The organism is Pseudomonas sp. SZ40 (assembly GCF_052958135.1).
Genome location: NZ_JBQWIF010000004.1, coordinates 156,419 through 176,846 on the forward strand (window position 1 = coordinate 156,419; position 20,428 = coordinate 176,846).

A 20,428-nucleotide genomic window follows, 5' to 3' on the forward strand; every position below is an offset into this window, starting at 1 on the left:
ACTTGATGGGGCTGGCGCCCATCCTTGTATTTCGACCGTAGGAGCGGGCCATGCCCGCGAATCTATCGCGCGCATGGCCCGCTCCCGCGGGATACGAGGCTGGCTTCAGGGGCGCGATCCATCAATACCGCGACAAAGACACCAACCTAAAGCCCCAACATCGCCAACATGATGAACGTGGCGAACAGCACGAAGTGGGTCATGCCCTCGATGGCGTTGGTTTCACCGTCGTTGAGGTTGATGGCGCAGACGATCAGGGTGATGAACACCATCACCGTCTGCACGGGGGTCATGGCCATCTGGAACGGCTGGCCGCTGTACAGCGCCATCGCTTCCATCACGGGCACGGTGAGAATCACCGTCGACAGCGACGCACCGAGGGCGATGTTGACCACCGACTGCATGCGGTTGGCCAGCGCTGCCCGCAATGCGGTGAGAATTTCCGGCGCTGCGGAAATCCCCGCCACCACGATGGCGGTCAACACCGGTGGTGCGCCGGTACCTTCGAGGCCCACGTCCAGGGCCTGGGACATCACCTCGGCAAGCACGCCGATCACCACGACGCCAAACACCAGCACGCCCACCGACCAGGCGACGTTGACCTGCGACTCGCCGGCCCCGTGGCCGTCGCCGCCGCCGCGGTTCTTCTTCTCCGGGTAGCTGTAGCTGAAGAAATAACTGTGCGGGCCTACCTGCATGCGCAGGAACACGGCGTAGAGCACCAGCATGGCGCCGATGGTGAACACCGAGTACGCTTTCCAGTCCGACTCGGGAATGAACTCGGGCACGACCATGGAAATGCCCATGGCGGTGAGGATCATCACGCTGTAGCTACGTGCCGAGTCGTCGTTGTACGGCTGCTCGCCGTGTTTGATGCCTCCCATCAGCGCAGCCAGACCGAGGATGCCGTTGATGTCGAGCATCACTGCCGAATAGATGGTGTCGCGCACCAGCGTCGGCGACGCCTCATTGCTCATCATGATCGCCAGAATCACCACCTCGACCAGTACCGCCGAGAGGGTGAGGATCATGGTGCCGTACGGATCGCCGACCCGTTCCGCCAGTTGCTCGGCGTGGTGAGCGACGCGCAGAGACGCGCAGACGATGGCACCGATCAGCGCGATCGCAGCGATCAGGGCAACACCCTGGCCATGCCCCAACAGCGCGTGCTCCAACGGCAGCGCGATGAGCGCGGCGAGTACGGCCAGCAGCAGCCAGTATTCCTGCTTGATGGCATTGAACATGGGCGATTCCTTTCAGAGAGGGGCAGATCGATCCTGCTCCGACTGCAACATCCTGTAAATAATTCAACCCACGTACCGCTCGGGCGTCTCGATGCCGCAAGGCCGCGCCCGTGGGGTTAAACTTCGCGGCCATGTTTGATGAACGAGATTGTCCCATGTACGACTGGCTCAACGCCCTGCCAAAGGCCGAACTGCACCTGCACCTGGAAGGCTCTCTGGAGCCCGAGCTGCTGTTCGCCCTGGCCGAGCGCAACCGCATCGCCCTGCCCTGGAACGATGTCGAGGCGCTACGCGCGGCTTACGCCTTCAACAACCTGCAGGAATTTCTGGATCTGTACTACCGCGGTGCCGACGTGCTGCGCACCGAGCAGGATTTCTACGACCTGACCTGGGCCTACCTGCTCAAGTGCAAGGCACAGAACGTGGTGCACACCGAACCGTTCTTCGACCCGCAGACCCACACCGACCGCGGCATACCCTTCGAAGTGGTGCTGCGCGGCATCAAGCAGGCGCTGGTCGATGGCGAGAAGCAACTGGGCATCAGCCATGGTCTGATCCTCGCCTTCCTGCGCCACTTGCCTGAAGAGCAGGCCTTCCAGACTCTGGAGCAGGCCATGCCGTTTCGTGACGCCTTCATCGGCGTCGGCCTGGACAGTTCGGAGAAAGGCTTCCCGCCGCGGCTGTTCGAGCGGGTGTTCGCCAAGGCCCGCAGTGAAGGCTTGCACGCGGTGGCCCACGCCGGCGAGGAAGGCCCGCCCGAGTACATTTGGGAAGCGCTGGACCTGCTCAAGATCGAACGCATCGACCACGGCGTGCGCGCCAGCGAAGACGAGCGCCTGATGCAGCGCATCATCGACGAGCAGATCCCGCTGACCGTCTGCCCGTTGTCCAACACCAAACTCTGCGTGTTCGAGCACATGGGCCAGCACAACATCCTCGACATGCTCGAGCGTGGCGTGAAGGTCACGGTCAATTCCGACGACCCGGCCTACTTCGGCGGCTACGTCACCGAAAACTTCGCCGCCCTGCACGAGGGTCTGGGCATGAGCGAAGACCAGGCCAAGCGCCTGGCGCAGAACAGCCTGGACGCTCGACTGGTGTGAAACGTCGCTCAGCCGCCGTGTAGGGTGGACGACGCTTTTATCCGTCCACTGTGGATAGTCAGGATTACCGTGTTGCTTTTGCCTTCAGTTCCGCTCTGACGAGCGGGTTTCTTTTGGCATTGCCCCAAAAGAAACCAAAAGGTCTAGCCCCGACATCCGGCCCCGGCTTCGCCGGGGTTCCCTCGCTACATCGTTGCTCCGAGGGCACGCCGCGAAGGGGCAATTGATGTTGCCTGTGAGCCTTGTGGAAAAAAGCACCTCAGTACGGCGTAGCGAGAACCGTTAGGCAAGTTGCCACGCACGGCAGGTGTGATCAATGCCCCTTATGGTCATGCCCGCCTTCGGCGGCCGGCTCATCCTTCTGTACCGCCACCTCGACCTGCACCTGGCCTGCCTTCTCGAAGGTCAGGGTCAGCGGAAAACGCTCCCCGCTCTTCGCCTGCTGCTTCAGGTTGAACAGCATCACGTGATACCCCATGGGCGCGAATTTGACTTCGCCACCGGCGGGAATCACCACGCTCTGAACCTGCTGCATCTTCATCATGCCGCCCACGTGGGCATGCTCGTGAATCTCCGCCTTGCCGGCTACCGGCGTCTCGACCGACAGCAGACGATCATCCTGAGCGCCCTTGTTGTGCACCACGAAATAGGCGGCGGCGGTCGGCGCCACCGGCGGCATTTCCCGCGACCAGGGATGATCGATATGCAACTCGCCGGCATCGTACTGGTGAGCGTTGGCCAGCAGGCTGGTGCCCAGCAAAGCGGCGGCTAGAACGATTTTCTTCAGTGACATGGCAACTCTCCATGAAGCGATTTGAATGAATGAACGTACCCGCAGGCACGCTCTTGAAATCAGGCCAACCGACGTGCCGAAAGGCGTGACAGCAGCAGAAAGTCCAGCGCCCAGATCAGCAGCAGCGAGACACCGACCAGCGGAAACAGCGCACCGAGCACGATCATGATCGCCACGCCGACCTTCCAGCGCGGCAGGTCATGGCGCAACGGCGGCACGCCAAGGCTGCCGCTGGGGCGCCGACGCCACCACATGATCAACCCGCTGACCGAACTGAGCAGAATCAGCAGGCAGACGACGAACATGAACAACTGATGCGGCAGACCATAGAGCTTGCCCATGTGCAGCATCACCCCGCTCTCCACGGTGCGGGCCGCCAGGCCGTAATCGCGCCAGCGTACATCGGCCAGGACGACGGCACTGTACTGGTCGATATGCAGCGTGGCGTCGTGGCGTGGGTCGTCAGCGAATAGCGCGATGGTGTAAACGCCGGTGGGGGTGGCCGGAAAGGTGATGCTGTAACCCGGATGAACACCACGCTCGCTGGCGATATCGACCACCTGCTGCAAGCTGACGCTCGGGTTGGCCGTGGAGGCCGGCATGGCACCGCCATTGTGCGCCGCATGGGGATCGGACTCCGGCATCGGGGTATTTTCCAGCGCCCAGGGCACGGTCTGTTTATGACTCTGGTTGAGCTCACCGGCCTGCCGGTCCGAGGTCGGTACCTCGTCCCACATGGCCGCCGGGAAGTGGTTCCAGGCACCGGCGAACTGCTTGCCCCAGAAGCCTGTCCAGGTCATCCCGGTGAGCAGCATGAACAGCAGCAACAAGGCGCCCCAGAAACCGGTGACGGCATGCAGGTCGCGCCAGAACAGGCGACCACGGGCCGACAACCGTGGCCACAGCACACCGGCCTTGTTGCTCCCCCGCGGCCACCAGAGATACAGGCCGGAAACCACCAGCACCACGCCCCAGCCCGCCGCCAGTTCGATCAAACGATCTCCCGGCGTACCGATCAGCAGGTCGGCGTGCACCGCACGGGCCAGCGCCTGCAGATTGTCGTGGGCATCCTGAGTACCAAGGATGGCCCCGCTGTAAGGGTCGACGAAGACGTTGCGGGTGCGCTCGCCAACCCCGACGACGAACTGCGCGCTACGGTCGACATCCACCGGCGGCAGGTATTGGCTGACACTGCCTTGGGGGTAGACCGCCTGCACCCGAGCAAGCATTTCATCGGCTGTCAGCGACTGGCCGCCAGCCTGCACCTGCAGCAGGTCGGCGTACATCAACTGATCGAGCTGGGGCTTGAACAGGTAAACGATGCCGGTCACCGATAGCATGATCATGAAGGGAATGACGAACAGGCCGGCATAGAAATGCCAGCGCCAGGCCAGGTTGTAGAACGAGGGTGTCGCGTTTCTCATGGGGAGCCCGATCTTGTGCATGAGCGAATTGCCCACGACGCAAAGCGCGCGGCAGGCAAAGACAACTAAACGAAGTCAGGCGGTGAGCGGAGAAGCGCGAGGATTGGCCGATGGCCAGAGATAACGCACGGCCCCGCCGGGTTCGGCAGTGGGGCGAGGGTTGGTCGGGCGCTGGCGTGGCAACAAGCCCAGCAGGCCGAAGAAGGCAGCCAGCGCCAGGGCGACGAAGGTGGAGCACAGCGGGCAACCGGAGCCCGTCGAGGGCATGGGCATGCCGGAATCGACGCCGCCCATGTCCATGCCAGCACTGCCACTGGCAGCCAGGGCGCAGTAACCGCCGTCCATGCCGCTGAGCTGCAGACCGGTCATCTGCCCGTGGCCGATGGCACAGGCGAACGCGCTGAACAGGACGCTGAAATACAGCACCCAGGCAAGCAACGAGCGATCAGAGCGGGACAGGTTCATGGGCGGCGATTTTAGGGCCTGTAGCGTGTCAGGTGCTGCGGTGGATTGCCGCAGAGCTTAGCGAGCCCACGGAGCCTGCGCCAGCAGTTCGGCGCAGCGCGCCTGGACGAAATCGCGCAACAGGTGCACCGGCTTGCTCAGTTGCTCGCGGTGGGTGCAGATCAGATTGAGGGGCGTCGGCTCCCCCTGCAGATCCGGCAGCAAGACCGTGAGGCGCCCGGCGTGCACGTCGCCTGCCACATCCAGCCAGGATTTGTACACCACGCCCGCCCCGGCCACGGCCCATCGCCGCACCACATCGGCGTCATCGCTGAGCCGGTCGCCGGCGACCTGCAGGCTGTGCTCGGCGTCCCCCTCATGAAAACGCCAACGCTCGTAGGCGCGACCGCCGAGCATGTAGATCAGGCAGTTATGCTCGCGCAGGTCACCGATCTGCCGCGGCTCGCCGTGGCGCTGCAGGTAGGCTGGCGCGGCGCACAACACCCGGCGATTGCCTGGCGCCACGGGCAAGGCCACCAGTCTCGAGTCTTCCGGTTCACCGTAACGCAGGGCGATATCCACGGGCTCGCGGAACAGATCGGTAACCCGGTCGCCGAGCAGCAGCCGCAACTGCACCTGCGGGTGCGTCTGCATGAAGGTCTCGAGCCACGGCAGCAGGGTATTGCGGCCGAAATCGGACGGCACCGAGAGCTGCAGCGGCCCGCTGATGGCGGATTTGCTCCCGGCCAGCTGCTGGCGTCCGGCCTCCAGGCTCTGCAACGCCTGCCGGGCATGCTCGAGAAAACCTTCCCCCTCGGCCGTCAGCCGCAGGCTACGGGTCGAGCGCACGAACAGACGCGCCTGCAACTGCTGCTCCAGGCGCTTGAGGCCGGCGCTGGCCACCGCAGGCGAGATAGCGAGCTGGCGGGCTGCGGCAGACAGGCTACCTTCCCCGGCGATGCGCACGAACAGTTGCAGGTCGTCAAAACGCAGCATGGCGTCGATCTTCAAAAAAATATTGAAAGAGACTCTACCTTCATCTGGTTTTTCCTAGCAATGGAATGGCGCAAGCTGCGCTCATCTCACGCCCCTACAGGACTCCTCCATGAAAGCCGTCGCCTATCACCAGTCGTTGCCCATCGATAACCCGCAAGCCCTGCAGGACGTGCAACTGGATGCGCCGACACCCGGCCCACGGGATCTGCTCGTCGAGGTCAAAGCCATCTCGGTGAACCCGGTGGACACCAAGATCCGTCGTAACGTGGCCCCCGAGCAAGGCCAGGCCAAGGTACTGGGCTGGGATGCCGCCGGCGTGGTCAAGGCGGTCGGTAGCGACGTCACGCTGTTCAGGGTCGGCGATGAGGTTTCCTACGCAGGCGCCATCAATCGCGCTGGTGCCAACAGCGAATTGCATCTGGTCGACGAACGTATCGTCGGGCGTAAACCACGCAGCCTGCCCTTCGCCGAAGCCGCCGCCATGCCGCTCACGGCGATCACCGCCTGGGAGCTGCTGTTCGACCGCTTGCAGGTCACCAGCGGTAGTGTCGACCAAGGCCAGAGCCTGCTGATCATCGGCGCTGCGGGTGGCGTCGGGTCGATACTGGTGCAACTGGCGCGGCAGCTCACCGGGCTGACCGTGATCGGCACCGCCTCGCGCCCGGAGACCCAGGCCTGGGTACAGGAGCTGGGCGCTCACCATGTGATCGACCACAGCAAACCACTGAACGAGGAACTGGCGCGTATCGGCATTCCTCAGGTCACACACGTAGCCAGCCTGACCCAGACCGACCAGCACTACGATGCACTGGTCGAAGCGTTGGCGCCCCAAGGCCGTCTGGCACTGATCGACGATCCGCTCCAGCCGCTGGACGTGATGAAACTCAAGCGCAAGAGCATTTCCCTGCACTGGGAACTGATGTTCACCCGCTCGCTGTTCGAAACCGCCGACATGATCGAACAGCACCGCCTGCTCGACCGCGTTGCCGATCTGGTCGACGCCGGCACCCTGAAAACCACGCTGGGCGAACACTACGGCACCATCAACGCCGACAACCTGCGCAGCGCCCATGCCCTGCTGGAAAGCGGCAAGGCGAAGGGCAAGATCGTGCTGGAAGGTTTCTGACGACGCCCTTAGGGTGGGTCGGGCCGCGCAGGTTAGCGACGCAAGGTATAGCCGTATCAAGTACCGCTATCTCGGCGCGTCGCGTAACCCACCAAACGATATCCGCCGTAACGCCCATGGTGGGCTACGACGCAACGATCCCCACGCGCCGCTTGCGCCCTGCAACAAGCACCTAATCCACCCTACGAGGATTTTGCGCTACTGAAATCGTGCGCAATGATCCTCGGCGGGTAGCGCTGCGGTGTACCACACGTAGTCCGCTTGTTGCGCCGTTACCGACTTGCCCACCTCGGACAGGATCAGCACCTGGGCGCTAGCGGGTGCGCCCAGGTCACCGAGGTGCAGCGGCACACCCAAGTCACGCCGCACATGAAAAGCGCCTGCGAACAGCATCGCCGGCTGCGGCGCGGCCAGCAACTGTTCGGCCATGCGGCGGTCACGTTGTTGCTGCACCGCCAGCATCGCCGGCAATTGACTCACCGGCAGCTTGTCGCAGTGGGATTCGCGAATCTGCTCCAGCAGCGGCTCTCGCACCGCTGCGGCAGTCGAGGCCTGGCCCTGCAGAACAGGCTGCTCACGGTAGATGGCCATGATCTCGGCGCGGTCTAGATTGGCAGCTCTCAAGCCGTAGCGCTGTGCCAACCCATGACGAACGATCGGCCCATACAACGCCCAGGGCCAGCCGTTACTCCACTCCAGCGCCTTGGGCAAATCATCGATCTGTCTGCCTTCTCTCAGTTGCTGCGCGACCTCGTCGGCCAGGTGCTGCTGGCCCGAGGCGAGCATTTCCAGCAGCAAACTGCCCTGCTCGCGGCGTTGCTCCAGCGCATGCAGCAACCACAGCTGAAGGGCATGATGATCCGGGTTGTCGTGCTGCTCGCCGACCAGTACGCGGGGCGCCGTGGCCAGCCGCGCCACCAGTTGCTCGGGCGTCAGCCGCTCGCCACTGTGCAGATCGACGATCTGCCCCAGCTCGGCATGCCCGTGTCCCTGCGGGCTTTGCCACGCAGGCAGCGGCGCCAGAACAGGCTGGCTTTGACAGGCGGCGAGCACCAACAGGGCAAGCAACAGAAGACTACGCATGAAAATTTCCTTCAGCGGGCAACGATGAGCGGATGCCCCCGCTCGGGATGCTGCTGCACCAGCACCTCGAGACCGAACACCGCCTGCAACGGCTCGGCGCGCAGCACCTCGGCGGGCAGGCCGATGGCGTGGGTTCGCCCTTCGTTGAGCAGCAGCAGACGGTCGCAGTAGCGCGCCGCCAGATTCAGGTCATGGAGGATGACCAGCACCGCAGCGCCCTGTTCGGCAAAACGGCGCACGGCCTGCAGCGTGGTGTGCTGATGCAGAGGGTCGAGCATGGACGTGGGTTCGTCGAGCAACAGCGTCTGCTCGGCACCACCAGGCCACAGCTGGGCCAGAACCCTAGCCAGGTGCACGCGCTGACGCTCGCCACCTGACAATTGCAGATAGCTGCGCTCGGCAAGGTGCTCGGCATCGGCTGCCTGCAGCGCCTCGCGGACGATCTGCGCATCACGGTCACGACCAGTGTCATGGGGCATGCGTCCCATGATCACCACATCACGGACCGCAAAACCGAAGCTCAGTGACGAACTCTGCGGCAGCACCGCCAGGCGTCGTGCCCGTTCCCCACCCTGCCAGGCGCTCAATGGACGATCGCCGAGCGACACTTCGCCCGTTGCCGCCGCCAGCTCGCCACACAGGGCACCGAGCAAGGTGCTCTTGCCAGCACCGTTCGGACCGAGCACGCCCAGCACCTCTCCGGGCTGCAACTGCAGATCGATATCGGCCAGCACCTGTTTGTCGCCGCGCTTGATCGACAGCTTGCGTGCGCTGAGCATCAGGTGCGCCCCCGTAGCAGCAGATAAAGAAAGAACGGGGCACCGATCAATGCGGTAACGATGCCGATGGGCAGTTCGGCAGGCGACAGGATCAGCCGCGCGAACAGATCGGCCAGCAACAATAGACTGGCACCGGCCAGCGCCGAAGCGGGCAGCAGAACGCGATGGTCCGGGCCGACCAGCAGGCGCACCAGGTGTGGCACCACCAGGCCGATGAAACCGATCATTCCGGCCGCCGCCACTGCCGCGCCGACTCCCAACGCGGTGCAGAACACCAGCTCGCGCTTCAGCCGTTCGACCGCAACGCCCAGATGGCGGGCCTCCGACTCACCGAGTAGCAAGGCATTCAGCGCCTGGGCCCGACGCGGCAGCCACAGCGCCACGGCGAGGGTCACCAGCAACAGGGGCCAGAGGCGCGCGTAGCTGGCGCCATTGAGGCTGCCGAGGTTCCAGAAGGTCAGGGTGCGCAAGGTGGCATCGTCGGCCAGGTAGGTGAACAGGCCGATGCAGGCGAATGCCAGCGCATTGAGGGCGATCCCGGCGAGCAGCATGGTGGTCACGCTGGTCTGGCCGTTGCGCCGCCCCAGACGGTAGACCAGTGCGGTAACCACCAGCCCGCCCAGAAAGGCGCACAGCGACAACAGATAGGGCGCGAACAGCTCGGGAATGCCGCCCAGTGCCGCGCCACCGACGATAGCGACAGCCGCACCGAGCGCCGCACCGCTGGAGACGCCGATCAGACCGGGATCGGCCAACGGGTTGCGGAACAACCCCTGCATCGCCACACCACACAGCGCCAGCACGGCGCCGACCGCAAGGCCCAGCAGCGTACGCGGCATACGGATCTGGCCAAGAATCAGCTCGGCCTGCTGCAGGCCGTCACCTTCCAGTGGTAACCCGCTCAGGCGCAGCGCGGCACGCAAGGTGTCACCCAGCGGCAGACTGACGGGCCCGAGTGCCAAGGACAGCCACAACGCGAGCGCGAGCAGCAGGCCCAGTGCGATAAACAGTGAGCGCGGGCTGATCAGCGGTCTCATGGGGTCGCGGGGGTAAGCGGCGTACGGCCAGGGTAGAAGGCCGCCGAGAGCTCGGCGAGACCGGCGGGAATGCGTGGGCCGAGGCCGCCGACCAGCAAGGTAGGATCGATGGCCACCAGGCGCCCTTCTTTCCCCGCCTTGGTCGAAGCCAGCGCCGGGTTCTGCTTGAGCAGTGCCTGCTTGGCCTCGTCACCGCTCAGGCGGCGATCGGCGAAGATCACCACCTCGGGGTCCAGTGCCAGCAACGCCTCGGTGGACAGCGCCTTGTAGCCATCGTGGTTGGTCAGGTTCTTACCGCCAGCGTGCTCGATCATCCAGGCCGCAGCCGTGTCCTGCCCGCCCGCCATGGGGCTGCTGCCTGCATGCCCGAGCAGCAGCAATACGCTGGGCGTCTTGCCGTCGGCCTGGGCCTTGGCGACCCAGTCGGCCTGTTCGCTCAAGCGCGCCTGGTAGGCGTTGAAAACGCTTTCGGCGTGCGCTTCGTCGCCGAGCAGTGAGCCGATACGTTGCAGGTTGCCATGCAGGGCCTGCAGGTCGGCTTCAGCCGACAGGGTTTCCACCTTCACTCCGGCTGCTGCCAACTGCGCCAGCACCGGCGGCGGGCCCATCTCCTCGGTGCCGAGCAGCACCTCGGGACGCAGCGCGAGGATGCCCTCGGCAGCCAGCTGGCGCTGATAGCCGACACTCGGCAATGCCTTCAGGGAGGCCGGGTGCAGGCTGGTGGTGTCGACCCCCACCAGCTTGCCTTCACCCCCCAACTCGACGACCCACTCGCTGAGCGAGCCCCCCGCGCTGACCCAGCGCTGAGGCAGGTTGTCGGCACTCGCCACCAGCGGCGACAGCAGGCTGGCGAACAGGGCGAATACGGCGATAGGGCGGGTCATGGATCAGGCTCCAGAAAAACACGATTCGTATCCCAGCCACTGCAAAACGTCGGTGGCCAGGGCTGGCAGTGTAGCCGCAGACAGGGCGGCTGCCTCTGCTTTCAGGGTTGCAGGGCCGGGGTTTCCTCCGCCAGGCGGCGCCAGTCCTCGCGTTCCGGCACACCCGGCTTGCGCGCACCGAACAGCTGCAGGATCAGCTCGCCATTGGCATCGAAGGCTTCCCAGCTGGTGATCACACCGTCGCTGCTCGGCTTGCGCACGCGCCACAGTTGATGGACGTCGTTGGCCTTGAGGTGCAGGTTGAACTGCGGGTCCAGCACGTTGAACCAGGTATCCATCCAGCGCAGGTTGCTCACCGGGCCGGTATGGATCTGGATGCAATGCCGGTTGCCGACGAACACCATGATCGGCACCTCGGCAGCCGCAGCGCGCTCGAACACGCCCGCCAGGGCATCGGGCGCCAACCTCTCGGCCCACTCGCCGCCTGCCAGGCGCAGGGCCTGGGTGCGGGTCGCAGCGTGGGTCTTCAGCAAGGCGAAGAAATGGTGGGTGTCCTTGAGCGTCGCCCAGCCGACACGCAGGGCCTCGACATCGATCTGCTCGTCCGCCCGCGGCGCCGCGGGCTCCGGCAGAGCCCTCAGTTCGAGTTCAGGCAGTTGCTGCGCAGCACGGAATCGCTCGACCAGGGGCTCCCAGGCCGCCAGCTGGCTGTACTCGGTGAGGTACACCTTGTGCACCGCCATGCCCTGATGATCGAACACCTGAACGCTGCGCATCGCTCCGCGCGGGCTTTGCTCCTCGACGGCGAACACGCTGGCCCAGCCACCGAGAAACAGGCGCAGGTCGATATCCGCGGATACCACCAGGCCCATCTGGCCATTGCCGGTCACCGTCACGTCGCGATAGACGCCCTTGCGCTCGTGCACGCAGGACTCGTTGCGGGTCAGCGCCATGACCTGGCCGAGCTCGCCCAGCGCAGGCAGCAGCGTTGCCCACTCGGGGCGCAGGCGCACTGCATCCACGCCCAGTCGGCTGGCCGTCAGCTCGGCTTCACTGACACCCAGCTGCGCTGCCGCATCACGGGCACGCAGGTGCGGCTGTTCAACACGCAGCGCCTGCCAGGAGGCGTACAGGCCTTTGCCGGCACCGGATAGATCGCTCATCACTTCAACTCCTTGCAAGCCCCGCTGACCAGGCGAGGGAAACCGCAGACTGGAAAAGGGTAAACGCCCCGTTCCGAGAGCGAAACGGCGCAAATATTAAATCATCTTAATTGTCATGAAGTCTCGTTTACAAACGATAATCACTAGCATTAAATATGTCATCCCTGCCTATCCGCTGTTCGACATGATCGAGGAGAACTGCATGTCGCCCACCCCGCCTTTCCCGCTTCGCTCATGCCTGGCCCTGTTGTTGCTCGGCCCGTCACTGGTCAGCGCACAGACCCTGCAACTGGACCAGACCACGATCAGTGCGACCCGCACGGAACAGAGCACCAACAGCGTTCCCAATACCGTGTCAGTGATTACCGAGCAGGATATCGACCGCAAGACGGTGAAGAACATCAAGGACCTGACCCGCTACGAACCGGGTGTTTCGGTCAGCGGCACGGGCAGTCGCTTCGGACTGTCAGGCTTCACTATCCGGGGCATCGGCGGCAACCGCATCCTCACTCAAGTGGACGGGGTGCCCATGCCGGACGCCTTCACCTTCGGGCCATTCCTCGACGCACGGCGCAATTATGTCGACCCGGATACCCTCAAGCGCGTGGAGATCATCCGCGGCCCGGCCAGTTCGCTGTACGGCAGCGATGCCATTGGCGGTGCGGTCAGCTTCCTGACCAAGGATGCCGCCGATTACCTCGAAGCCGGCGACGACACCTATGCCCGCCTCAAGACCGGCTACGACGGGGCAGACGACAGCTGGTCGCGCAGTGCGACGCTGGCCGCCCGCCAGGGCTCACTCGATGGTCTGCTGCACCTGGGCAGGCGTGACGGCCAGGCCCTCGACACCTACGGAGGCCGAAGCGGGATAGGTGCCAGCCGTGAAGAGGCCAACCATCAGGACTACACGGCCAGCAACCTGCTCGCCAAGATCGGCTGGAATTACCTCAACGACGACCGCCTGCAACTGACTTACGAGCGTTACGAGGACGATGCCGACACCAGGGTGCTCAGCGAATACAGCACCACGGCCACCGTGCGCACCTCCGATGCAACCGACAACACCGATCGCGACCGGATCAGCCTGCTGCACAGCTTCGCTCTGGATACTGCGCTCAGTGATCATGTCGAATGGCAACTGAGCTATCAGGAAAGCCAGATCCGTCAGCGCACTTACCAGCAGCGTTTCAGCGGCGGCAGCTTGCGTGAGCGCAGCCGAGACTCGACTTATCAGGAAGATCTCTGGGCCTTCAACACCAAGTTCGACAAGGCCTTCGAGACCGGCCCGGCCAACCATCGACTCATTTATGGCTTCGACTTCAAGCGCCTCGAGAGCAGTGACCTGCGCAAAGGCCGTGAAGTGTTCGCCAGCAGCGGCCTGCCGGTTCCGGCGATTCCTGGCGACGAGACCTTCCCGCTCAGCGACTTCCCGGATCCGACCTCGACCGAATATGCGTTCTTCGTTCAGGACAATATCGAGATAGGCCGCTGGACATTGCTGCCTGGCCTGCGCTACGACCACTACGAGATGAAACCGAAGGTCACTCAGCACTATCTGAACAGCCAACCGTTGAACCGCAACCCATCGGACTATCGGGACGAGGCCATCTCGCCGAAACTCGGCATCACCTATCAGATCGACGATGCCCACAGCGTTTACGGTCAGTACGCGGCAGGATTCCGAGCGCCGAATCCCGTGGACATCTTTGGCGAGTTCATCAACTTCGCCCGCAACTACCAGACCATCGCCAACCCCGGCCTGAAACCGGAGACCAGCGACAGTTACGAGATCGGCCTGCGCGGTCAGTACGATAGCGGCGCCTTCGGTGTGGCACTGTTCTACAACCGTTACGATGATTTCATCGAGCAGATGACGTTGGCCAGCGACCCGACCGGCGCCGGACGCATGACTTTCCAGTATCAGAACCTTGATCGCGTCACGATCCGTGGTGCGGAGGCCCGCGGTGAGCTATTGCTCGAGAGCTTCGGCATGCCTGCCGGCAGCCATCTGCGTAGCGCCATCGCCTATGCACGCGGCAAGGACGAGGCAACCGGGCAACCGATCAATAGCGTCGACCCGCTCAAGGCGGTGCTCGGCCTTGGCTACGATGCGCCGAGCGGCCAGTTCGGCGGTGAGCTGACCTGGACGGTGGCGGCCGCCAAGAAGCGTGTCGACCAAACGCAGATCGCCAACCAGTTCGAGCCCTCGGGCTACGGCACCCTCGATCTCAGCGCTTACTGGAATATCGGTTCCGGCGTATCGGTCAACGCGGGCCTGTTCAACCTGACGGACAAGCAGTACTGGCAATGGGGCGACGTACGCAGCCTTACCGAGAACAGCTCGAGCCTCGGGCGCTATTCCCAACCGGGACGCCACGCAGCCTTCAACCTGATCTGGGAAATATGAACAGCGCAACCTGAGCCCATTCGCGCAAGGACGCGCGCCCCCTTCCATCGCCAGGCCGATCCGGGATAATCCCCGCTCAGGCCTGGAGACTTCGATGATTCGTCTATGCGCCCCGCACGAGCTTCCGGAAGCTCAAAGCCGGGGCTTTTCCATTACAGGTACGCAGCTGTTCGCCGTACGCAAGGGCGGCGAGGTGTTCGTGTACCGCAACCGTTGCCCGCATCGCGGCGTGCCGCTCGAGTGGCAGGCGGACCAGTTCCTCGACCCCAGCGCCAGCCTGATTCAATGCGCCCGGCATGGTGCGCTGTTCCTGATCGAGTCCGGCGAATGCGTGGCCGGGCCCTGCGAGGGCGATGCTCTGCACGTGATCAACAGCAAAGAGGATACGGACGGGATCTGGGTCGATCTGTAGGTCAGAACCCGGGGATCGCTTCGCTCGAGGCCCAGCTACGGAGGCATGTTGACGCGAACGCAGCGTCGTCGCCTGGAGGGAGCACTCTCAAGCCAGCACTACATCCAGGCGCCGTACCACCTCGATGCCCTGCGGCGAGATATCCACACCGTAGGCCAGCACCTCGACACCGGCTTGCACCGCCTCGGTCAGGGCCGCCGCGTAGGCCGGGTCGATTTCCCCGGCAGGTCGCACCGCCTCGATACCCGACAGGTTCACGCCATACAGTTGCACCGCGCGCACGCCACTGCGCGCCAGGGCGGCCAGCTCACGCAGGTGCTTGGTGCCGCGCTCGGTACGCGCATCCGGGAAGGCCGCCACGGCACTGTCGGCGAAGCCCAGGGTCACGCTCTTCACCTCGACGAAAGCCACACCGCTGGCGTATTCGAGGCAGAAGTCCACCCGACTGCGCTCCACGCCATAAGGCACCTCACGGCGCAGCGCGGTGAAGCCCGCCAGCTCGGAAATAACCCCGGCGCGCAGCGCCTCCTCGACCAGCCCATTGGCACGCCCGGTATTGATACAGGCCAGCCGACCATGGGGCGTTTCACCGATCTCCCAGGTGCCCGGTAGCTTGCGCTTGGGGTCACTGGAGCGGCTGAACCAGACCCGGCAGCCCTCGCTCATGCAGTTGAGCATCGAGCCGGTGTTCGGACAGTGGATGGTCAGCAGTTCGCCGCTGGCGGTTTCGATGTCGGCGAGGAAACGCTTGTAGCGACGCAGCAGGCGACCTTCTTCGAGCGGCGGATCAAATCGCATTGGCGCTCCACGTCTTCAGGCCGCGGGCAATGCGTTCGACCGCTTGCTCCAGGCGCGGCAGGCTCTGCGTGTAGGCGAAGCGCACGTGATGCCCTGCCTGATGACGACCGAAGTCCAGGCCCGGGGTGAACGCGACATGCTCGGTTTCCAGAAAGTGTTGGCAGAACCCATAGGCATCGCCACCGAAGGCGCTGATATCGGCATACAGATAAAAGGCGCCCTGCGGCTCCACGGAGATGCCGAAGCCCAGGTCGCGCAGCGCTGGCAGCAGGAAGTCACGGCGCTCGGCAAAGGCGGCACGGCGCTCTTCGAGAATCGCCAGGGTCTGCGGCTCGAAACAGGCCAGCGCGGCATGCTGGGCCATGCTCGGCGCGCTGATGTAGAGGTTCTGCGCCAGTTTTTCCAGATCCCCCACTGCTTCTTCGGGCGCCACCAGCCAGCCCAGCCGCCAGCCGGTCATGCCGAAATACTTGGAGAAGCTGTTGAGCACGAAGGCGTCGTCATCCACCTCCAGTACGCTGCTGGCATCCACGCCATAGGTCAGGCCGTGATAGATCTCGTCCACCACCATGTGACCACCACGGGCCTTGAGCGCCTGGGAAAGCGACGCCAGCTCTGCAGCGCTCAGCAAGGTGCCGGTGGGGTTGGCAGGCGAGGCGAGCAAGGCGCCGACACTGTCGGCGTTCCAGCAATCGGCCACCGCCCGAGCGGTCAGCTGATAGCGCTCCTCGGGCCCGACCGGTACCAACTGCGCAGCGCCTTCCACCAGACGCAAAAAATGCCGATTGCAGGGATAGCCCGGGTCGGCCAACAGCCAATGCTTGCCGGGATCGACCAGCAGGCTGGCCGCCAGCAACAGCGCACCGGAGCCGCCCGGGGTGATGAGGATGCGCTGTGGGTCTATGCTCAGCCGGTAGCGTTGCGCATAGAAAGCGGCGATTGCCTCACGCAGGGCGGGCAAGCCGCGAGCGGCGGTATAGCGGGTATGGCCTGCCGCCAGTGCAGCCTGCCCGGCCGCGACGATGGGCGCGGCGGTGGTGAAGTCCGGCTCGCCGATTTCCAGATGAATGACATCATGGCCCTCGGCCTGCAATTGATTGGCCCGCGCCAGCAGTGCCATTACGTGGAACGGTTCGATCGCGCGACTGCGGGCGCTGTAGAGCTGGGCCATGGGGAAATGCCTTGGGAAACCTATTAAAGGTGGAATTCTATCAGGGCCGCCCGGTCATACCGTGCCAACGCACCACTGAAACACGTGTTTACATTGCGATTGCAGCCATCCGTTCGGCAGATAGACAAAGCCCGTAGCGCCCTGGCAAAGCCGCTGGCAACGCTCTATCGGACCAAGACGCATAACCACGACATCCGGGAGTGGCGCGGCTTGAGTCGATCTGGTAAGTTCGCCGGCTTGCAGTCGCAGGGCCGTTATTGTAAACGGCAACGGACACATTCCCTGCGCGGTGGATTAGAGAGAGTGAGAGGCGGTCATCCATGCCCATCAAAGCAAAAGCAACAAACGGCCAATTGATTCGTGGCTTCGAACCCTACAAGGAAACCAAGGGCGAGGAGTACATGAGCGAGGCGATGCGCGCCCACTTCACCGGCATCCTGAACAAATGGAAGCTGGAGCTGATGCAGGAAGTCGATCGTACCGTGCACCACATGCAGGACGAAGCAGCCAACTTCCCGGATCCGGCAGACCGTGCCAGCCAGGAAGAAGAGTTCAGCCTGGAACTGCGTGCCCGCGACCGTGAGCGCAAGCTGATCAAGAAGATCGACGAAACGCTGCAACTGATCGAGGACGAAGATTACGGCTGGTGCGATTCCTGTGGCGTCGAGATCGGCATCCGCCGTCTGGAAGCCCGCCCAACCGCCACCCTTTGCATCGATTGCAAGACCCTGGCGGAAATCAAGGAAAAACAGGTCGGCTCCTGAGTCGATCGAACAACGGGGCGCTCAGGCGCCCCGTTTCGTTTCGCCCTGCCAAACACCCCGCCATGCAAAACACCCCCTATATCGGTCGCTTCGCCCCTACGCCCAGTGGCTATCTGCACTTCGGCTCGCTGGTCGCTGCCCTCGCCTCCTACCTCGATGCCCGCTCCGTCGGCGGCCGCTGGCTGCTGCGCATGGAAGACCTCGACCCGCCCCGGGAAGTCCCCGGCGCACAGAGCGCGATTCTGCAGACCCTCGAACGCTACGGTTTGCACTGGGACGGCGAACTGGTTCGCCAGAGCGAGCGCCATGCCGAGTACGAAGCGCTGCTGCAGCGCCTGTTCGATCAGGGCCTGGCCTACGCTTGCACCTGCTCACGCAAGAAGCTGGAAGGCAACGGCGGCGTCTATCCGGGCTACTGCGGCAATGCCGGCCATGGCCGCCATGACGCCGCTATCCGCCTGCGCGTGCCACAGCTGACCTATCGCTTCATCGACCGGGTACAGGGCGAGTACAGCCAGCACCTGGGCCAGGAGGTTGGCGACTTCGTCATCTGTCGTCGTGATGGTTTGTACGCCTATCAGCTCGCCGTGGTGCTGGACGATGCCTGGCAAGGCGTCAACAACGTGGTACGCGGTGCCGACCTGCTCGACTCGACGCCAAGGCAACTCTATCTGCAGGAATTGCTCGGGCTCTCTCAGCCGCGCTACCTGCACGTACCGCTGATCATCCAGCCCGATGGCCACAAGCTCGGCAAATCCTATCGCTCACCGCCCCTGCCTGAAGATCAGGCCACCCCGTTGCTGATTCGCGCCCTGCGCGCGCTGGGCCAGCAGGCGCCGAGCGAGCTCGCGGACGCCAGCGCCGACGAGCTGTTGCTGTGGAGCGCACGCCACTGGGATGCAACCCGCATCCCGCGGACACGTAACCTGGCGGAAAGTCAGTTGCGCTGATCGCCGGTAAAGGGCAGCCTTGCGCCCCCAACCCAGGATCAGGAATCTGCCATGCGCGCCCAGCTCGAAGAACTCATCGGCAAAATCAGCTCGGGCTGCCTGCCGCAGGACGAAATCACCCGTATCGCGGACGAGGCTGCCCAGGCCTACGCTGACCCACAGGCATTTCTGGCGGCCAACCCGGACATCAACTACGACGACAGCTTTCCCATCCCGCTGGGTGAATGGATGGTGGTGGGCAACCTGCCCGACACCGTGCTGTTCCAGGCCGACAGCTACGATGAGCTGTTTCGCCAGATCACCGAATCGTTCGGCCCGGAAGTGAGCTTCGTCCTCACCGCCAAGCAATTGCACAAGGTCGAGCCCCTGAAGGCCCTGAACCGCATTCAGGTGCAACTGAGCAGTCTGTCCAAGGAAACCCAGGGCTACGTGCTGGTGGACTTCAGCGAACCGCTGGACGATGAGTTGCAAGCCGTACTGGTGTACACCAGCGATCTGCCACGGGTGCTGGAGCTGGCGGTGGAAGTGGGCATCTACGCGGCACCGGCCCATGAAACCCTGAAGGCGGCGCAGGCCGAGCAGTAAGCCTGGGGCGGGCCCAGGTTCTCGCGTCACGGCCCTGAGAGATGCCTGGGCATCGGCGCCGGCAGAGCTACAGCCCGGCGTCGTGCAGCCTGCGCAGGTGCTCGATGTACAGGCTGACCGGGTTGACGCCCTCGCCGGCACGGCCGAAGTGCTGATTGACGATATCCAGATGATCCAGCGGGTAGTCGTCGCGAATCACCTTGCCCAGATGGGAGCTGACACGACCGACCATGCCGTCGCACTGCCCGGCCTCACGTACGAAGGTTCGCGCGAAACGGCGGCAGAACCAGTTCGACAGGTCGCGGCGGTTGCCACCCTGATCGGTAATCCCCGGCTGCAAGGTGCCGGACCAGGAGTAATAGCGCACGCCATTGACCTCCTCCGGCCCCTCTTCGCCCCAGACCGATGGCAGGCCCTGCGGATACTGGTGGTTGAAGATGCCGACCCCCTCGGTGGTCAGCGAACGATGGGCGGCGGTGGCATTGATCGGCATGCTCGCGCCGCGAGCACCGCTATCGAACAGTGTCACCAGCCGTGCCAGCACATGCACGCCCAGCTGCAGCAGCGTGCCGCGCAGGCTGCCCGGTGCAGCTTTGCGCTCGATGTGGTCGGCCAGCTCGGACCCCTGATGCGGGCCAGCCAGAGAAGTCACCGACGCCACCCATTCCGGCCGGTGCGCAGCGGCGTAGCGACACACCAGAGCACCATGGCTGTGGCCGATCAAATGCACCCTCTCAGCACCACTGCGGCGCCGCGCCTCGGCGATCTGCAGCAGTAACTGTTCGCCACGAAGCTCGGTGGCATGTACCGCCGACAAACGCGCCGGATAGACGTCCACACCCTGGTTGCGCAGGGCTGTGACGATGCCATACCAGTATTCGAAACCAAACAGGCTGACGAAACCCAGAAAGCCTGGAACCAGCACCAGTGGATACCGGGGAACTGCACGATGACCCATTTCAGTCTCCATGGAGGGGCGCCACCCGGCGAAAGACAGCATCGGGGGAACGCCAGGGAAAGCACATCATGATTGTCGATGGCCACTATCGAGACAGTCGACTTCATCCCTGACTGCCTCGCCCTTAGCATGGTTCCGTGAAACACCGTATGCAGAGAGAAAGAGGTACACCATGAAAGCCCTGACCATCGTCCTGACCCTGAGCCTTTTGAGCGCCAATGCGCTTGCCCTGCCAAGCCGCGGCCCGGCGCCCATTCTGGGCGAAGCCGTGGACAGCAGCCTGCAACAGCCGGCAACCGAGCGCTGA

General features: G+C 64.0%; 21 protein-coding genes. 8 read left to right on the forward strand and 13 right to left on the reverse strand.

Annotated elements, in window-relative coordinates; genetic code table 11:
* Positions 1-146 precede the first annotated feature (146 nt).
* Positions 147-1,244: a calcium:cation antiporter gene (locus ACT9T4_RS05760; protein ID WP_042554849.1), complete on the reverse strand. Its 1,098-nt coding sequence runs from the start codon at positions 1,242-1,244 to the stop codon at positions 147-149.
* A gap of 155 nt (positions 1,245-1,399) precedes the next feature.
* Between ACT9T4_RS05760 and ACT9T4_RS05765 the strand changes: the two genes are divergently transcribed.
* Positions 1,400-2,347: an adenosine deaminase gene (locus tag ACT9T4_RS05765; RefSeq protein ID WP_179539933.1), complete on the forward strand. Its 948-nt coding sequence runs from the start codon at positions 1,400-1,402 to the stop codon at positions 2,345-2,347.
* Between the two features lie 313 nt (positions 2,348-2,660).
* Here the strand turns inward: ACT9T4_RS05765 and ACT9T4_RS05770 are convergent, their stop codons facing one another.
* From ACT9T4_RS05770 to ACT9T4_RS05785, 4 genes are all read right to left on the reverse strand, one after another.
* Positions 2,661-3,140 (reverse strand): copper chaperone PCu(A)C, encoded by a 480-nt coding sequence (locus tag ACT9T4_RS05770; RefSeq protein ID WP_042554847.1) that lies wholly within the window; start codon positions 3,138-3,140, stop codon positions 2,661-2,663.
* Between the two features lie 59 nt (positions 3,141-3,199).
* The gene (locus ACT9T4_RS05775; RefSeq protein WP_499115945.1) at positions 3,200-4,564 is read right to left on the reverse strand and encodes a PepSY-associated TM helix domain-containing protein; all 1,365 of its coding nucleotides are present in this window, start codon (positions 4,562-4,564) and stop codon (positions 3,200-3,202) included.
* A gap of 75 nt (positions 4,565-4,639) precedes the next feature.
* The gene (locus ACT9T4_RS05780) at positions 4,640-5,029 is read right to left on the reverse strand and encodes a DUF2946 domain-containing protein (protein ID WP_499115947.1); all 390 of its coding nucleotides are present in this window, start codon (positions 5,027-5,029) and stop codon (positions 4,640-4,642) included.
* A 57-nt stretch (positions 5,030-5,086) separates the two neighbouring features.
* Complete coding sequence (locus ACT9T4_RS05785; protein WP_499115948.1) at positions 5,087-6,004, reverse strand: LysR family transcriptional regulator; 918 nt, start codon at positions 6,002-6,004, stop codon at positions 5,087-5,089.
* Positions 6,005-6,113: 109 nt separating this feature from the next.
* On the opposite strand from ACT9T4_RS05785, the gene ACT9T4_RS05790 reads away from it, so the two are divergent.
* Positions 6,114-7,130, forward strand: a complete 1,017-nt coding sequence (locus ACT9T4_RS05790; protein WP_499115950.1) for a zinc-binding alcohol dehydrogenase family protein — start codon at positions 6,114-6,116, stop codon at positions 7,128-7,130.
* A gap of 198 nt (positions 7,131-7,328) precedes the next feature.
* Here ACT9T4_RS05790 and ACT9T4_RS05795 read toward each other — a convergent pair whose 3' ends face one another.
* The 5 genes from ACT9T4_RS05795 to ACT9T4_RS05815 all read right to left on the reverse strand — a co-directional run bounded on the left by ACT9T4_RS05795 (position 7,329) and on the right by ACT9T4_RS05815 (position 12,076).
* The gene (locus ACT9T4_RS05795; RefSeq protein ID WP_042554842.1) at positions 7,329-8,213 is read right to left on the reverse strand and encodes a ChaN family lipoprotein; all 885 of its coding nucleotides are present in this window, start codon (positions 8,211-8,213) and stop codon (positions 7,329-7,331) included.
* Between the two features lie 11 nt (positions 8,214-8,224).
* Positions 8,225-8,992 carry a heme ABC transporter ATP-binding protein gene (locus tag ACT9T4_RS05800; protein WP_179539928.1) on the reverse strand — a complete coding sequence of 256 codons (768 nt, stop codon included), beginning with the start codon at positions 8,990-8,992 and terminating at the stop codon, positions 8,225-8,227.
* On the reverse strand, positions 8,992-10,029 hold the full coding sequence (locus ACT9T4_RS05805) for a FecCD family ABC transporter permease (RefSeq protein ID WP_042554840.1): 1,038 nt from the start codon (positions 10,027-10,029) through the stop codon (positions 8,992-8,994). The genes ACT9T4_RS05800 and ACT9T4_RS05805 overlap by 1 nt, the downstream gene beginning before the upstream one ends.
* Positions 10,026-10,913: a heme/hemin ABC transporter substrate-binding protein gene (locus ACT9T4_RS05810; protein WP_179539926.1), complete on the reverse strand. Its 888-nt coding sequence runs from the start codon at positions 10,911-10,913 to the stop codon at positions 10,026-10,028. Before ACT9T4_RS05810 ends, ACT9T4_RS05805 begins: the two co-directional genes overlap by 4 nt.
* Before the next feature lie 101 nt (positions 10,914-11,014).
* Positions 11,015-12,076, reverse strand: coding sequence for a hemin-degrading factor (locus ACT9T4_RS05815; RefSeq protein WP_179539925.1), 1,062 nt, complete (start codon positions 12,074-12,076; stop codon positions 11,015-11,017).
* 202 nt (positions 12,077-12,278) lie between these two features.
* Between ACT9T4_RS05815 and ACT9T4_RS05820 the strand changes: the two genes are divergently transcribed.
* Complete coding sequence (locus tag ACT9T4_RS05820) at positions 12,279-14,483, forward strand: TonB-dependent hemoglobin/transferrin/lactoferrin family receptor (RefSeq protein ID WP_499115952.1); 2,205 nt, start codon at positions 12,279-12,281, stop codon at positions 14,481-14,483.
* Between the two features lie 94 nt (positions 14,484-14,577).
* Complete coding sequence (locus tag ACT9T4_RS05825; protein WP_499115953.1) at positions 14,578-14,895, forward strand: Rieske (2Fe-2S) protein; 318 nt, start codon at positions 14,578-14,580, stop codon at positions 14,893-14,895.
* An 87-nt stretch (positions 14,896-14,982) separates the two neighbouring features.
* Here the strand turns inward: ACT9T4_RS05825 and sfsA are convergent, their stop codons facing one another.
* A complete protein-coding gene (sfsA, locus tag ACT9T4_RS05830) occupies positions 14,983-15,693 on the reverse strand; it encodes a DNA/RNA nuclease SfsA (protein WP_042554835.1) in 711 nt (236 codons plus the stop codon).
* Positions 15,683-16,864: a pyridoxal phosphate-dependent aminotransferase gene (locus ACT9T4_RS05835; protein ID WP_499115955.1), complete on the reverse strand. Its 1,182-nt coding sequence runs from the start codon at positions 16,862-16,864 to the stop codon at positions 15,683-15,685. The genes sfsA and ACT9T4_RS05835 overlap by 11 nt, the downstream gene beginning before the upstream one ends.
* A gap of 320 nt (positions 16,865-17,184) precedes the next feature.
* Here ACT9T4_RS05835 and dksA point away from each other — a divergent pair, with 320 nt between their 5' ends.
* The 3 genes from dksA to ACT9T4_RS05850 all read left to right on the forward strand — a co-directional run bounded on the left by dksA (position 17,185) and on the right by ACT9T4_RS05850 (position 19,163).
* Complete coding sequence (dksA, locus tag ACT9T4_RS05840; RefSeq protein WP_042554833.1) at positions 17,185-17,628, forward strand: RNA polymerase-binding protein DksA; 444 nt, start codon at positions 17,185-17,187, stop codon at positions 17,626-17,628.
* Positions 17,629-17,690: 62 nt separating this feature from the next.
* A complete protein-coding gene (gene gluQRS, locus ACT9T4_RS05845) occupies positions 17,691-18,578 on the forward strand; it encodes a tRNA glutamyl-Q(34) synthetase GluQRS (RefSeq protein ID WP_499115957.1) in 888 nt (295 codons plus the stop codon).
* Between the two features lie 51 nt (positions 18,579-18,629).
* The gene (locus tag ACT9T4_RS05850; RefSeq protein ID WP_042554831.1) at positions 18,630-19,163 is read left to right on the forward strand and encodes a hypothetical protein; all 534 of its coding nucleotides are present in this window, start codon (positions 18,630-18,632) and stop codon (positions 19,161-19,163) included.
* Positions 19,164-19,230: 67 nt separating this feature from the next.
* Here ACT9T4_RS05850 and ACT9T4_RS05855 read toward each other — a convergent pair whose 3' ends face one another.
* Complete coding sequence (locus ACT9T4_RS05855; protein ID WP_499115959.1) at positions 19,231-20,121, reverse strand: lipase family alpha/beta hydrolase; 891 nt, start codon at positions 20,119-20,121, stop codon at positions 19,231-19,233.
* 172 nt (positions 20,122-20,293) lie between these two features.
* On the opposite strand from ACT9T4_RS05855, the gene ACT9T4_RS05860 reads away from it, so the two are divergent.
* Complete coding sequence (locus ACT9T4_RS05860; protein ID WP_257026990.1) at positions 20,294-20,428, forward strand: hypothetical protein; 135 nt, start codon at positions 20,294-20,296, stop codon at positions 20,426-20,428.